This window comes from Exiguobacterium sp. Leaf187 (assembly GCF_001423925.1).
Classification (GTDB): domain Bacteria; phylum Bacillota; class Bacilli; order Exiguobacteriales; family Exiguobacteriaceae; genus Exiguobacterium_A; species Exiguobacterium_A indicum.
In genome coordinates this window covers 261,536-275,604 of the sequence record NZ_LMPR01000008.1, presented here as the reverse complement: position 1 = coordinate 275,604, position 14,069 = coordinate 261,536, and the positions used below count along the sequence as shown (strand labels likewise).

Genomic DNA, 14,069 nt, shown 5'->3' with positions numbered 1-14,069 from the left:
CAGGAAAATGCTTTTTTATTTAAGATAAATCGTAGAGTGATAAATGCGCACCTGCTTCACCAGAGAAGACAATACCTCGACTGGATGTTTTCGGGAAAATCCGTCCAGATGCAACGGCTTCTCCGTCATTTAGAAAAAGTTCAAACGAAGAACGATCCACGAACAGACGTAATGTATGCAAGTCCTTCGCAAGAATCGTCGATCGCGAAGTGCCGAATGATTCAGCAGGGACTTCTGCACCTGATCGGCTTCGATCGATCGTAAATTGACGTGATACAGCATCGTAATGGAATACGGTTTCTTCTGTGGCGTCTTGACGAATCGAGAAGCGGAACGAGTCCGACGACAGTTTTAAGTCTGTCATCACGAGCTCGAAAATCTCAGCTTCCGCAATTGTCACGTCTTGTTCGAAAAGAATCGTTTCGTCAAACAGCGTCTCTTTTCGTAGCTGTGTCAGTTCACGGACAGGTCGTTGACGAAGTCGTCCCTGTTCGATCGTTAATTCACGTGGCAATGTTAAAGCATGTGCCCAGTTATAGATGTCAGAAGGATAACTGATATCCGGTAGCCCCATCCAACCAACAAGAATCCGTCGACCATCTGCCGCCTCAGTTGTTTGTGGCGCGTAGAAGTCAAATCCGAAATCGAGTTCTTGGAACGATTCGTGTGTGAATGTTAAGTCGGGTAAAGCTAACGGTTCGCCGATGAAATAACCGGACTGGAAAATGTTTTGATAGTTCGGACCATCTGGTTCAATCCCTTGAGGGCTAAAGAGGAGGATCCCTTTTCCATCCAGCTCGAAATAATCAGGACATTCCCACATATAACCGAATGTCGAGTAATTCGTCTGTAACTCACCGAGGAATGTCCAGTGCTCTGCATCTTGAGACTGATAGATGACAGTACAACCCGTCAAGTCACTACGCTGTGCACCAATGATGCAGTACCAAATGCCCGATGCATCTTGGAAGACTTTCGGATCACGGAAATGTTCCGTATATCCTTCAGGAACGTTTGGAATAGCAGGTGGTAAATGTTTTTCGATTCGTCCATCCGAGCGGAGATGACCGACGATTTGGCTCGTATGGCGATTCCAATCCGCATCCCGTTTATTACCGGTGTACATGATGTGCACTTGATCATCTTTAATGAAGCCGCTACCGGAATAAGCACCGTGTGAATCAGGATCGTCATTTGGGATCAAGGCAGCTCCTTCATCGAACCAATGTACAAGATCTTTTGATGTCATGTGATACCAGTACTTCAGCCCGTGTACGGGTCCGAGTGGAAACCATTGATAAAACAAATGATAGAGACCGTCATGATAGACGAAGCCGTTCGGATCATTCAAAAGTCCGGTCGGAGGTTGAATATGGTAAGAAAATCGCCAAGGAGATGTTCGAACTTCTTCCTTCATCGCTTGGTAGACGCTCGGATCGACATCCGAGAGGGGACGGTATCGTGCTTCACGTGTCCATTGATTCATGTTGACAGCTCCTCGTTGAAAAATTATACGCTTCTCTCGTTCACCTTACGGAGGAGAGCTGCGCTTGTCAATCCTCCGTCCTGAATGGTCAATGAACGGACATACATCCTCTGCCATTTTGCTTCGAACGATAGAGCGCTAAATCAGCGCGATGCATGACTTGTTCGAGTGATTCTCCTGTCACCTGTTCGGCGACTCCGATACTCATCCCGATGTGGACGGTTTGTTCTTCTAAGTGATACGGCATCGAGACGTGAGCGATCCATTGTTCACCTAAGTATCGTGCTTCTGTTAAGGATTGAGTCGTCAAGACGATGATGAACTCATCGCCGCCCAGACGAGCTACGAATCCACCAGGTGGAAGCAACTGTTCGAGACGTTGACTGACCTCGATCAGCAGGAGATCACCTAGCGCGTGACCATACGTATCATTGACTGCTTTAAAGCCGTCTAAATCAAGGCAAAGATAGATAGAATGCGTTTCTGCAGGCAATTGTTCGATGTATTGAGCGAGACCGTTGCGGTTCGCGAGACCCGTCAGGCTATCGCGTTGTGACAAGCGTTCAAACGTTAATTTCTCTTGTTCGGTATGTAGCAAGCGATGAATCAGTCGTTGTAAGGCATCCGTCAGTGTCTCGATTTCTCGGATTCCACGATGATTCGGGAGTGATTTTGAGGGATCATCCTGCATCTGTTGGGCGGCATATGTGATTTTTAATAATGGTCGTGTCAATAACTTCGCTAACATCCATCCGAGTACGGCTGTGATGAAAGAGGCAATCAATCCGGCGATAAAAATCGTTTGACGTAAAGCGTCGGCATCAGCGAAGGCAATCGAAGTCGGTTGACGCACGAGAACCGTCCAACCTAATCCATCGTAATCCTTGTAACCTCGGCTTGTACTTTGACCAGAGACGAATTCTTTCCCTTGCCAAGAAGCGGTCGCAGAAGCATTCGAAGTCAGCGTTACGCTATCAGGTAATGTTTTACCGCTCCATCCGTTCGGTCCAAGCAAAATCGTCTTTCGATCTTGACTAATGATGAAGACATCGACTTGTTGGAGAGAGGACGTGGCGCTCTGAAAACTTTGTTCGATCGCTTTTGCCCATTCGAAGCTGAGATGTGTCGCAAGGACACCAGAAAATCGCCCCTTATCGTACAAAGGTGTACTAATATCGACGAATTGTAACGGTTCACCGCTTGGGTTTGGCAATAATTTTGCGAGTAGAACAGCTTCATGGACATCCCCGATGAATGGTTGTGATAAGGCTTGTTGGAAGACGGGGCGTTCCTTGATCGATGTTCCTTCAAGAATCTGATTCGTTGACGCAACGACTTTGCCTTTCGCATCTAAGCGACCAATCCAAGAAAAGTCAGGAATCTGTCGTTGTAACTCTTCGAGTGTCTGCCGTGTTTCTGCTTTTTGTTCTGTTTGTTGAATCGTTGATAAAGAACCCAGCAATTTTACTTCGGCATAACGTGACCACATGTAATGATCAAGCTTATCAGACAGTTGGTGAGCAGTCGTTGACAGATTCATCCCGACTTCCGATTGGAGTCGGTTTGTTGCATGTTGACTAATGAAAAAAGTTAATCCGAGCGTCATGCTAAAAAATAGCAGGGAAATCAATCCCGCTAACAAAACATCAAAGCGAAGTGAGAGTCTGAACATTGTGCGATACTCCATTCATGCGTTTTCATTTTTTTTACTTACATCATACACGTAGACGTCTACCTGTTGTTCGCGGTTCGAGATACTCGTTCGTACATATCGAAATTCGTGTTTTTCCCAAAAACGACGGGCTCTTAAATTATCGGGTAAGACCGCGAGATGAATGTGAGGTTCCTGACTTAGAAACTGATCACAAAAAGCAGATAGTAACCGACTGCTAGTTCCCGTACCGTGCTGAGAAGCATCCAGTAAAAATAGACCGATCCAAGGTGTACCGTCTTTTGGATGCTTCGGTAGGTAATCAATCAGTAAGACGGGTTCTCCGTCTACATACCCAATCAGCGATACGGTATCGGGATTTAAAAACTCTTCCTGTAAGGTCGAATCAGAGAGCGGAAGCACTCGTTCTTCTAAGAGCGCATATGCAGGAACGCTCGCGTACAACGATTGGATGATCGGAAAGTGATCATGTGTTACTTGTTCAAAGCGAATCATCTAGCGACTCCATTCTTTATTTTTAATATAAAATTTCTGTTGTTACGCCTTTTTAATTGGAATCAGATTACATATTTGTAAGAAATGAAACTTATCCTTTAAAATCACGTACACTAATAGCATAGACAAAATATGAATGAGGAGGAAGAGCAGATGTTAAAGATTGAAAATATCTCAAAGCGTCTCGGAAAAGAGCAAATTTTAAAAGACGTCAGTTTTGAGGTATCCCCAGGAGAAGTGTTCGGCTTCCTCGGACCGAATGGAGCAGGGAAGACGACGACGATTCGGATCATCACGGGACTACTCGAGCAGGATGCAGGGAAAGTCACAGTCAATGGATTTGATGTCGTAGAAGAGCGTTCGAAAGCGCTGACGCAAATCGGAGCAATCGTTGAAAATCCAGCGTTTTATCCTTATCTGACAGGAAAACAAAACTTAGTTCATGCAAAAAATCTCATTCCGGGACTCGGTCAAGTGGATTATGATGCACTAGCACGACTCGTTGGTCTTGAAGGAAAGCTTTCAAAAAAAGTCGGAGAGTACTCACTCGGAATGAAGCAACGACTCGGAATTGCTCGTGCCTTGCTACATAACCCGCGCGTCTTGATTTTAGATGAACCGACGAATGGTCTGGATCCATCCGGAATTGCAGAGCTTCGTGAATATTTACGCCAAATGGCGCGTGAGCAAGATATCGCGATTTTAATTTCAAGCCATATGTTGAGTGAGATGGAACAAATCAGTGATCGTTATGCGATCATCGATCAGGGTGTCATCAAGTCGGTCGAGTCCGTTCGTAATGAAACTGGAGCGAAAATCGCTCTTCGTGTCAATGCAGAAGCGATGACAGAGGTACTCGATGCCCTTCGCGTCGCGAACTACCCATCAGAAGTACTCGAGAATAAAATTATTATCACCGCACCGGAAAGTGAATGTCCAGCTATCGCTCGACTCGTCGTGCCGATTGCCGATTTACATGAACTGACCGTTAAACGTTTGACGCTTGAGGAACAATTCCTGCAAGTAACGAAAAAAGAGGGGGATTCACATGCTTTCGCTCATACAAAATGAATGGATGAAATGGTGGACGACTAAAAAAGCGAAAATCGTTTTAGCACTATATGTCGTTATTGCAGTTGGTATTATCATCGTTGCAAAGACGAATGATTTTGAGTTCACACGTTATGATTATTATTCATCAACGTTCCTTTTACTGACATCTCTATTAGGAATCATCACGATTGTCTTCACGGCAGAAGCCATCGGGAATGAAGTACGTTATGACACGATGAAACACTTATTAATGAGTCCGTATTCCCGAATGACGATTTATTTCTCGAAACTTATCTTTTCGATCTTGATCATGTTGTTCCAATTCGTGTTCATCGCTGCGATCGTCTACGCAGGCTCATTTGCGTTTTCAGAGGCAGGAGATCCAATTCTGTTCCGCGATACGATCGTCGAAGTTGTCAGTCCGATTTTTACAATATTCATGACGTTATTCTTCTCATTGTTGTTCCGTTCTGTTGGAATGATTATCGGCTTCACCGTACTAGCACAGTTCTTTACGAGCATTGCGGGTAACTTACTGGTTGGTTTCAAACCAGCAATCGCTAAGTGGATCGTATTCATGCATTTAGACTGGTCAATGTATTTCAAGGATTCTATGACCTATGGTACGAGTGAAGCGATGGGAACAACTTTGACGTTCTCCGCCTTGTTCGTATTGGCTCATATCATCGTCTTGTTAGGTGCATCGATTCTTGTCTTCCAAAGAAAATCATATACGTAAATGAAAGAGCTGCTATTGATAGATGAATTTGTCTATCAATAGCAGCTCTTTTACAGTATTCAAGAACTTGTCCGTTTAGGTGGACGTGCTGTAATCGGGAACAATCGCTGAAACCATTCGATCAGTGGACCGTTCAATAAGAGAAAAATGAAAGTTCCGACTCCGATGCCGATCAGTTCGCGTTCAATCAGTGAAAAGAGACAAGCAATCAAAAAAGGAATGCCGAGGCTGATCGTTGCCCCGAGCGAGGTACTTTTAAAGCGACTGATCAGTGACTTCATCAAGTAATCCGGTGGCATCAATACGAATCCGATTTGTAGATAGAGAGCGAGTCCAAGTGAAATCAATGGCATGCCGATCAACATGTACACAACGCGCATCCAAAGTCCCTGTGGTGTATAAATCAATTGATGGATCGATAAGAAGAAATCAATCGCAGCGCCGAACAGGACGACGAGTGCGAAACTGAGGACGATCGTCCACCAACTAAATCGACTCCCAAGAGAGAGTGCCGCAATCAAAGCGAGCACATGTAAGACGATGATCGCTAGTCCGACAGTTAAAGGGGAGATGGCCGCAACGGCTTCACTCGCTGATGTCCAAGGTGCACTCCCGATCGAGGCGGTCACCATGAAGCTGTTTCCTAAGGCGTTAATTAAAATAGAGAATAAATAGATGACAATCCGTTTTTGCTGACTCATTGACGTGCACAGACGGTAGGACTGCGCGTTCACCTCCTGAAAAGAAATCGTTTCGTTAAGCTATACCCTAATCGTAGCGCTCTTTTCACTTATTTTCATGAAAAGAGCATTGCCTATTCCTTATGTTTCACGACATACTTAGGACACATTACGAATCAGGGGGAGAACATATGACATATTTTGGACAGAAGATCCTGCCTTCCGTTAGAAAATTAGAAGACTTTGAAAAGATGCTGAAGAGTCCATATGAATATGGGGTCTTACTCGAAATGCATGTATCGCGTTTAAAAGCGGTCTATGAGATGGCGCATCGTTACGACAAAAAAATGTTTTTGCACATGGATCTCGTTCAAGGGTTAAAAAATGATGAATATGCCACAGAATACGTCTGCCAAGAATTGAAGCCGTATGGTGTCATTTCGACGAAGGCGAGCGTCATCTTGAAAGCACGTCAAAAAAAGGTCAAGACGATGCAACGCATGTTCTTACTTGATTCCAGTTCACTCGAAAAAAGTTATCAACTCATGGAACGGACGCAACCTGATTACATCGAAGTGTTACCAGGGTTAATGCCAAAGTACATTCAAGAAGTGAAAGAAAAGACAGGGCGTCTCGTATTCGCCGGTGGACTCATCGATACGGTCGAGGAAGTGGAACAAGCGATTGAAGCAGGTGCCTCAAGTATCACAACATCGAATAAGGACTTGTGGCGTCATTTTGAACCACGCTCTTAAGTTGATTGTGAGGAAAATCATTCGGATTATTTGACAGCGTTTTCACTGATTGTTATAGTGATATCAAGTTGATACAAAGTGACGGAGAAAAGGGAGATTCACGTGTGAGTCCTGCTTGAAGAACATTCAAGTATGAACTGACGTGGATCTCCTTTTTATGTTGCTTTTTTCACATAACCAAAAGGAGGAACACATATGTCACCCATTTTAGCGGAATTTTTAGGCACAGCTTTGCTTGTCGCGCTTGGGAACGGTGTTGGTGCAGGCGTTAGTTTGACGAAATCGTTTGCGAAGGATGCAGGTTGGATTGTCATCACGTTTGCATGGGGTTTTGCCGTGGCGATTGCAGCGTATGCCGTCGGTCAATTCAGTGGAGCACACCTTAACCCAGCAGTAACGCTTGGTTTAGCCTTTGACGGTTCATTTGCATGGGCAGACGTACCAGGCTATATCGTCGCTCAAATTGCCGGCGGGATACTTGGTGCAAGTCTTGTTTTCGTCCATTACTTACCACACTGGGCGGAGACGAAAGACCCAGCAACGAAACTCGGCGTCTTTGCGACGTCACCAGCGATTCCACATACATTTGCCAATCTAATGAGTGAAATGATCGCGACATTCTTGCTTGTCATTGGGTTGTTATCAATCGGAGCAAATAAGTTCTCAGATGGTCTAAATCCATTGATCGTCGGTTTCTTGATCGTCAGCCTCGGTATGTCATTCGGAGGAACGACAGGATATGCGATGAATCCGGCGCGGGACCTTGGTCCACGTATCGCCCACTTCATCCTACCGATTCATGGAAAAGGATCATCGAACTGGGGGTACTCTTGGATTCCGGTTCTCGGACCAGTTCTCGGTGGAAGTCTTGGCGGATTGTTTTATCGTTCGGTCTTCACAGGGAAAGATACACCGGCTTTTTGGATTGTAGGACTTGTGACAATCGTCATATTAGGCTTATGCTATAGATTCGGTGTTCGTCCGAACAAAACAACGTCAGTGGAGTCAAAGTCAGCTTAACTTATTTAGATACAAAAGGATGGGGAAGAGATGGAGAACTACATTTTGTCATTGGATCAGGGAACGACGAGTACACGTGCGATCCTGTTTAATCGTGCCGGCGAGATCGTCCATTCAGCACAACAGGAATTCACGCAGTATTTTCCGAAACCAGGTTGGGTCGAACACAACGCAAACGAGATTTGGGGAAGTGTCCTTGCTGTCGTGGCGACTTGTCTGACGGAGGCGAACGTAAAGCCGTCGCAGATTGCTGGTATTGGAATCACGAACCAACGTGAAACAGCTGTCGTCTGGGAAAAAGAAACAGGGAAACCGATTCACAATGCAGTCGTGTGGCAATCGAGACAAACGGCTGAAATCTGTGAAGCGCTTCGAGCAGCCGGTCATGCCGAGCTCTTCCGTGAGAAGACAGGTCTATTGATTGACGCTTATTTCTCTGGTACGAAAGTCAAATGGATTTTAGATCATGTCGAAGGAGCACGGGAACGTGCTGAACGTGGTGAACTGTTGTTCGGTACGATCGATACGTGGCTCATCTGGAAATTATCCGGCGGAAAAGCACATGTGACCGACTATTCGAATGCAAGTCGTACGTTGATGTATAACATTCATGAATTAAAATGGGATGACGAGTTACTCGACATCTTAGATGTCCCGAAAGCGATGCTTCCAGAAGTACGACCATCTTCTGAAGTGTACGCAGAGACAGCAGGGTATCACTTCTTCGGAGAATCAGTTCCGATTGCTGGAGCAGCGGGCGATCAGCAAGCCGCATTGTTTGGTCAAGCGTGTTTTGATACAGGAATGGCGAAGAACACATACGGTACAGGCTGCTTCATGTTGATGAACACAGGGGAAGAGGCTGTTAAATCAGATCACGGATTGCTGACGACGATCGCGTGGGGCGTCGATGGAAAAGTGGAGTATGCTTTAGAAGGAAGTATCTTCGTCGCAGGATCTGCGATTCAATGGTTACGTGACGGATTACGTCTCATTGATGATGCCAAAGAATCAGAAGGATACGCAACACGCGTCACGTCTTCAGACGGTGTCTACGTCGTACCAGCATTCGTTGGTCTTGGTACACCTTACTGGGATTCAGACGTTCGTGGTGCCGTCTTCGGTTTGACACGTGGTACGGAAAAAGAACACTTCATCCGCGCGACACTTGAATCACTCGCTTATCAGACACGCGACGTCCTATCTGCGATGGAGCAAGATTCAGGCATCGAGATCAAAACGCTCCGTGTTGATGGTGGAGCAGTTAAAAACGACTTCTTGATGCAGTTCCAAGGTGATATCATCCAAGCACCAGTTGAGCGTCCGGAAATCAATGAAACGACGGCATTAGGTGCAGCGTACCTCGCAGGTCTTGCTGTTGGATTCTTTGAGAACCGTGAACAAATTGCGACGCAATGGAAAAAAGAACGTCGCTTCGAGCCGAGCATGGCAAAAGAAGAGACGGATGCGCTCTACGGTGGATGGCAAAAAGCTGTTCAAGCTACGATGTTGTTCAAATGATGTGACGTATGTTATAGTAAGGTCAAGTTAATAAATCGGTCGGAGAATATGGAGAGACCACAGCAGCAGTTGACATAGTCAGCGTGTTTGTTGTGGTCTCTTTTTTTTCGAACCTAAACAGGAGGAACTATTCATGGCTAACCAACCATTCTCAAGCAAAAACCGTGCAGATGTCTATAATCGATTAACACGTGAAGAACTCGATCTACTCGTCGTAGGTGGCGGTATCACAGGTGCGGGGATTGCCCTCGATGCAGCGTCACGCGGTATGAAGATTGGCCTCGTCGAAATGCAGGATTTCGCGTCCGGTACGTCTAGTCGTTCAACGAAATTAGTCCATGGTGGTCTACGTTATTTAAAACAATTCGAAGTTCAAATGGTCGCGGAAGTCGGTAAAGAACGTGCGATCGTTTACGAAAACGGACCACACGTCACGACACCAGAGTGGATGTTGCTTCCGATGCACAAAGGCGGTACGTTCGGACCGTTCAGTACGTCAATCGGTCTTCGTGTTTATGACTTCTTAGCAGGTGTTAAACGTTCGGAATGGCGTACGATGTTATCTGCGAAAGAAACATTAGCGAAAGAACCACTCGTCAAACAACAAGGTCTCAAAGGTGGCGGTTATTACGTTGAGTACCGTACAGATGACGCCCGTCTAACAATCGAAGTTATGAAAGAAGCGGTTGAACACGGTGCACGCGTCGTCAACTATACAAAAGCGGAAGAAATCATCTACGATGCTGGAAAAGTCGTCGGCATGCGTGTGACAGACCTCTTGACAGGTGACGTACATGAAATCCGTGCGAAAAAAGTCGTCAACGCGACAGGTCCATGGGTTGATGAATTACGTGAAAAAGATGGCTCTAAAGTCGGGAAACAACTTCGTTTGACAAAAGGTGTCCACGTCGTCATCGATCAATCGAAATTCCCACTTAAACAAGCGGTCTATTTCGATACACCAGACGGTCGGATGATCTTCGCGATTCCACGTGATGGAAAAGCATACGTTGGTACGACAGATACGTTCTTCGATAAAGATACTGCACATCCGAAGTTCACAGTCGAAGACCAAGACTACGTCTTAGACGCGATTCACTATATGTTCCCAGAGGTTAAAGTGACAGCAGAAGACGTTGAATCAAGCTGGGCTGGTGTACGTCCATTGATTTATGAAGAAGGAAAAGACCCTTCTGAAATCTCTCGTAAAGATGAAGTATGGCAGTCTGAGTCAGGTCTCATCACGATTGCGGGTGGGAAATTGACTGGATACCGTAAAATGGGTGAGCACGTCGTTGATCTCGTCGCTAAACTTTTGAAAAAAGAAGAGAACGTCGCGTATGCACGTTGTTCGACGAAAAACATGCCAATGTCTGGTGGACACGTCGGCGGAGCAAAAGGATTTGCTGAATTCTTAAAAGCTCAAACAGCAACGAACGGTCTAACGACAGAAGAAGTTCAATTCCTAGCAAAACGCTACGGTTCGAACTTACCGAAAGTACTGGAATATGCAGCAGCATTCGATGCAGCAACGACAGCTCTTCCACGTTCTGTCTATGCACAACTCCATTACAGTATCGAACATGAAATGGTCGCTCGTCCAATCGACTTCTTCATCCGCCGTACAGGTGCTGTCTTCTTCGACATCGCTTGGGCTCGTGCGCACAAAGATGCCGTCATCGAAGAAATGAAATCTGTCTTGAACTGGACAGCAGAACAAACAGATGCTTATACGAAAGAACTCGATATCGAAATCGAAGATGCAGCACATGCACTCGTGACAGAATAAGCTCTCTAACTCATCAAGGAATCAAGATCAATATGATCTTGATTCCTTTTTTGCATATTCGTATTGGCGCGGGCGGAAAGATTGCAACTCTGTCTAGAGGCGACTATGCTTAATGTATGAAATTACACAAAAGGAGAGAACACAGATGAAAGTAGAAGTATGGTCGGATTACGCATGTCCGTTTTGTTATATTGGGAAGCGTCGCTTAGAACAAGCGATTGCGAACGAAAAGTTAGATGTCGAGGTCGAATTCAAGAGCTTTGAACTCGATCCAGATGCACCAGCAGTACCGACACAAGGCTTATACGAAATTCTTGCGTCAAAATATGGAACGACTCTCGAGCAAGCACGGAATATGTCGCAAGGTGTCGTTGATACGGCACGTCAGGAAGGTTTGCACTACGAGATGGATCGTGTCATCCCAGCCAATACATTCGAGGCTCATCGCTTGACTCAATTCGCTAAAAAACATGGTAAGATGAATGCAGTATCAGAAGCCTTGTTTACAGCGTATTTCATGAACGGAGAAGATTTGAATGATTCAGCCATTTTGACACGGATCGCAGTAGATGCTGGACTTACTGAAGCAGACGTCACAGCGTTTCTTGCGTCAGAAGAGCTGGCGACAGATGTTCGAGAAGAAGAAGCGATGGCACAACAACTCGGAGTTCGTGGTGTACCATTCTTCGTCTTCGACCGGAAATATGCGATTTCAGGCGCACAACCAGTAGAAGCATTCGAACAAGTCTTCGCGAAGATCCGCCAAGAACAAACACTTGAAGTCATCGCTGAAGGTGATGCGTGTGGTGTTGACGGCTGTAACTGATCACATTATGATTCCATCACAAAGGAGCACGAAACCCTTATGAAATTCATCTTCCATCCTGAGATTCGCGATGCGCGAATCAATCTCGCTGTCGAAGAATTCATCTTGAACAACCTGAACGTCAATGAAGAAGACTATTTCTTGTTTTATATCAACGGTCCATCGATCATCGTCGGAAAAAACCAGAACACGAACGAAGAAGTCAATTTGAAGTATGTTGAGGAAAACGGCATCCACGTCGTCCGTCGTCTTTCAGGTGGTGGCGCGGTGTATCATGACGAAGGAAACTTGAACTTCAGTTTCTTGACAAAAGATGACGGTGATTCGTTCAACAACTATAAAAAGTTCACGGAGCCAGTCGTACAAGCGCTGCATAAACTCGGTGTCGAAGCGGAGCTATCCGGACGAAACGATATTCATGTCGGAAGTCGGAAAATCAGTGGGAATGCCCAGTTCACGACGAAAGGACGGATGTTTAGTCACGGTACATTGATGCTCGATTCGAACATCGAAGAAGTCGTCAATGCGCTTGTCGTCAGTGAAGAAAAGATGCGCTCTAAAGGCATTAAATCGGTCCGAAGTCGTGTCGCGAATATCTCGGAATTCCTGTCAGAACCGTTGACGATGGAACAATTCGTCGATCATCTCCTTGCTTCGATCTATGAAGGAAAAGAGATTGAACGGTATATCTTAACCGAAGAGGACTGGGATAAAGTACGTGCCATCTCAGCAGAACGTTATGGCAACTGGGAGTGGAATTTCGGAAAATCGCCGAAATTTGATGTCATTCATAAAAAACGCTTCCCGATCGGTACGATTGATTTCCGGCTGAACGTCAAAAAAGGCATCATTGAAGAAGCGAAGATTTATGGCGACTTCTTTGGTGTCGAGGATGCAGAAGAAATTGCGCGGGCGCTCGAAGGTTCACGCTATGATCGCGCGTCTCTTCGCGAAGTGCTCGGTCGGTACGAATTGAAAAAATACTTCGGCGCTGTCGAACTAGATGAAGTGCTAGACGTTTTAGCGTAAGTCTTTATGGGAAAACTCCTTCTATCAACTGCATAGGGGGAGTTTTTTTCATGGGCTATAATAAAGATAATTTTTTAGAAGGTTCGTTAACGGACTTTATTGATTTTGAACGGATTTCAGAAGGATTACCAAAAACGGAGGATGAACAGCCGTTACCATATTATGAGCGTGATGATTATAAGGCAGCAGGAAAATTAGAAGGAAAAGTCGCGATCGTCACGGGCGGCAACTCTGGAATCGGGCGTGCTATCTCAATTGCTTATGTCCGTGAAGGAGCAAAAGTCGTCATCGCCTTCTACGGTGATCAAGAAGGAGCGGAAGAAACAAAAGCACGACTTGAGGAATTAGGCGGCGAAGTCCTACTTTCTAAAGGGGATATCGGAGATGCAGATTACTGTGAAACACTCGTCCAAAAAACAATCGATCGTTTCGGTCGCTTAGATATCATCGTCAACAATGCGAGTATGCAAAAACCAGAAGATAGTCTGAAGGACATCACAGACGAGTCGATGGAAAAGACGTTCAAGACGAATATCTTCGGAATGATGCGTCTTGCCCGTGCCGCGCTCCCGCACCTTTCACTCGGTTCTGCCATCATCAATACGACATCGTCGACGGCATACGAAGGAAACGCGCTTTTGATTGACTATTCTGCGACGAAGGGTGCAATCGTCAGCTTCACACGAAGTCTTTCGATGAACTTAGCGAAGGAAGGCATTCGTGTCAATGCTGTCGCACCGGGTCCGATCTGGACGCCGCTCATCACGGAAACGTTCCCGCATGAATCAGTCAAGACATTCGGGAAAAATACACCGATGGATCGCCCAGGGCAGCCGGCTGAGATGGCATCAGCATATGTTTTCCTCGCGTGTAACGATTCAAGTTATATGACAGGACAAGTCCTTCACTTAAACGGTGGCGTCATCGTCAACGGTTAAAAAGAAACTCTGTGAAAACGTTTCCAAAAAGTGTTACACTATCCATACGGTCGCTTTTGACTACGT

The 14,069-nt window shown here is 45.6% G+C and carries 13 protein-coding genes; 9 read left to right on the top strand and 4 right to left on the bottom strand.

Annotation, left to right across the window (positions count from 1 at the left end; genetic code table 11):
* Positions 1-19: 19 nt before the first annotated feature.
* The 3 genes from ASF99_RS03700 to ASF99_RS03690 form a co-directional block, all read right to left on the bottom strand.
* Positions 20-1,486, bottom strand: coding sequence for a glycoside hydrolase family 32 protein (locus ASF99_RS03700; RefSeq protein WP_035398465.1), 1,467 nt, complete (start codon positions 1,484-1,486; stop codon positions 20-22).
* A gap of 88 nt (positions 1,487-1,574) precedes the next feature.
* Positions 1,575-3,158 (bottom strand): diguanylate cyclase domain-containing protein, encoded by a 1,584-nt coding sequence (locus ASF99_RS03695; RefSeq protein ID WP_023467365.1) that lies wholly within the window; start codon positions 3,156-3,158, stop codon positions 1,575-1,577.
* A gap of 15 nt (positions 3,159-3,173) precedes the next feature.
* Complete coding sequence (locus ASF99_RS03690) at positions 3,174-3,653, bottom strand: GNAT family N-acetyltransferase (RefSeq protein WP_055967011.1); 480 nt, start codon at positions 3,651-3,653, stop codon at positions 3,174-3,176.
* Between the two features lie 153 nt (positions 3,654-3,806).
* Between ASF99_RS03690 and ASF99_RS03685 the strand changes: the two genes are divergently transcribed.
* Complete coding sequence (locus ASF99_RS03685) at positions 3,807-4,724, top strand: ABC transporter ATP-binding protein (protein WP_023467367.1); 918 nt, start codon at positions 3,807-3,809, stop codon at positions 4,722-4,724.
* On the top strand, positions 4,702-5,445 hold the full coding sequence (locus ASF99_RS03680; RefSeq protein ID WP_023467368.1) for an ABC transporter permease: 744 nt from the start codon (positions 4,702-4,704) through the stop codon (positions 5,443-5,445). Before ASF99_RS03685 ends, ASF99_RS03680 begins: the two co-directional genes overlap by 23 nt.
* Positions 5,446-5,504: 59 nt before the next feature.
* Here the strand turns inward: ASF99_RS03680 and ASF99_RS03675 are convergent, their stop codons facing one another.
* Positions 5,505-6,077: a YczE/YyaS/YitT family protein gene (locus ASF99_RS03675; RefSeq protein WP_235515863.1), complete on the bottom strand. Its 573-nt coding sequence runs from the start codon at positions 6,075-6,077 to the stop codon at positions 5,505-5,507.
* A gap of 239 nt (positions 6,078-6,316) precedes the next feature.
* On the opposite strand from ASF99_RS03675, the gene ASF99_RS03670 reads away from it, so the two are divergent.
* The 7 genes from ASF99_RS03670 to ASF99_RS03640 all read left to right on the top strand — a co-directional run bounded on the left by ASF99_RS03670 (position 6,317) and on the right by ASF99_RS03640 (position 14,003).
* Entirely contained in the window at positions 6,317-6,880 is a 564-nt protein-coding gene (locus ASF99_RS03670) for a glycerol-3-phosphate responsive antiterminator (protein ID WP_023467370.1), read from the top strand.
* 195 nt (positions 6,881-7,075) lie between these two features.
* Positions 7,076-7,900, top strand: coding sequence for an MIP/aquaporin family protein (locus ASF99_RS03665; RefSeq protein WP_023467371.1), 825 nt, complete (start codon positions 7,076-7,078; stop codon positions 7,898-7,900).
* A 30-nt stretch (positions 7,901-7,930) separates the two neighbouring features.
* A complete protein-coding gene (gene glpK, locus ASF99_RS03660) occupies positions 7,931-9,421 on the top strand; it encodes a glycerol kinase GlpK (RefSeq protein ID WP_055967009.1) in 1,491 nt (496 codons plus the stop codon).
* Positions 9,422-9,554: 133 nt separating this feature from the next.
* The gene (locus ASF99_RS03655) at positions 9,555-11,210 is read left to right on the top strand and encodes a glycerol-3-phosphate dehydrogenase/oxidase (protein WP_023467373.1); all 1,656 of its coding nucleotides are present in this window, start codon (positions 9,555-9,557) and stop codon (positions 11,208-11,210) included.
* Positions 11,211-11,355: 145 nt separating this feature from the next.
* A complete protein-coding gene (locus ASF99_RS03650; protein WP_055967006.1) occupies positions 11,356-12,036 on the top strand; it encodes a DsbA family oxidoreductase in 681 nt (226 codons plus the stop codon).
* Between the two features lie 39 nt (positions 12,037-12,075).
* Positions 12,076-13,065, top strand: a complete 990-nt coding sequence (locus ASF99_RS03645; RefSeq protein ID WP_023467375.1) for a lipoate--protein ligase — start codon at positions 12,076-12,078, stop codon at positions 13,063-13,065.
* Between the two features lie 50 nt (positions 13,066-13,115).
* The gene (locus ASF99_RS03640) at positions 13,116-14,003 is read left to right on the top strand and encodes a glucose 1-dehydrogenase (protein ID WP_055967003.1); all 888 of its coding nucleotides are present in this window, start codon (positions 13,116-13,118) and stop codon (positions 14,001-14,003) included.
* Positions 14,004-14,069: the final 66 nt, after the last annotated feature.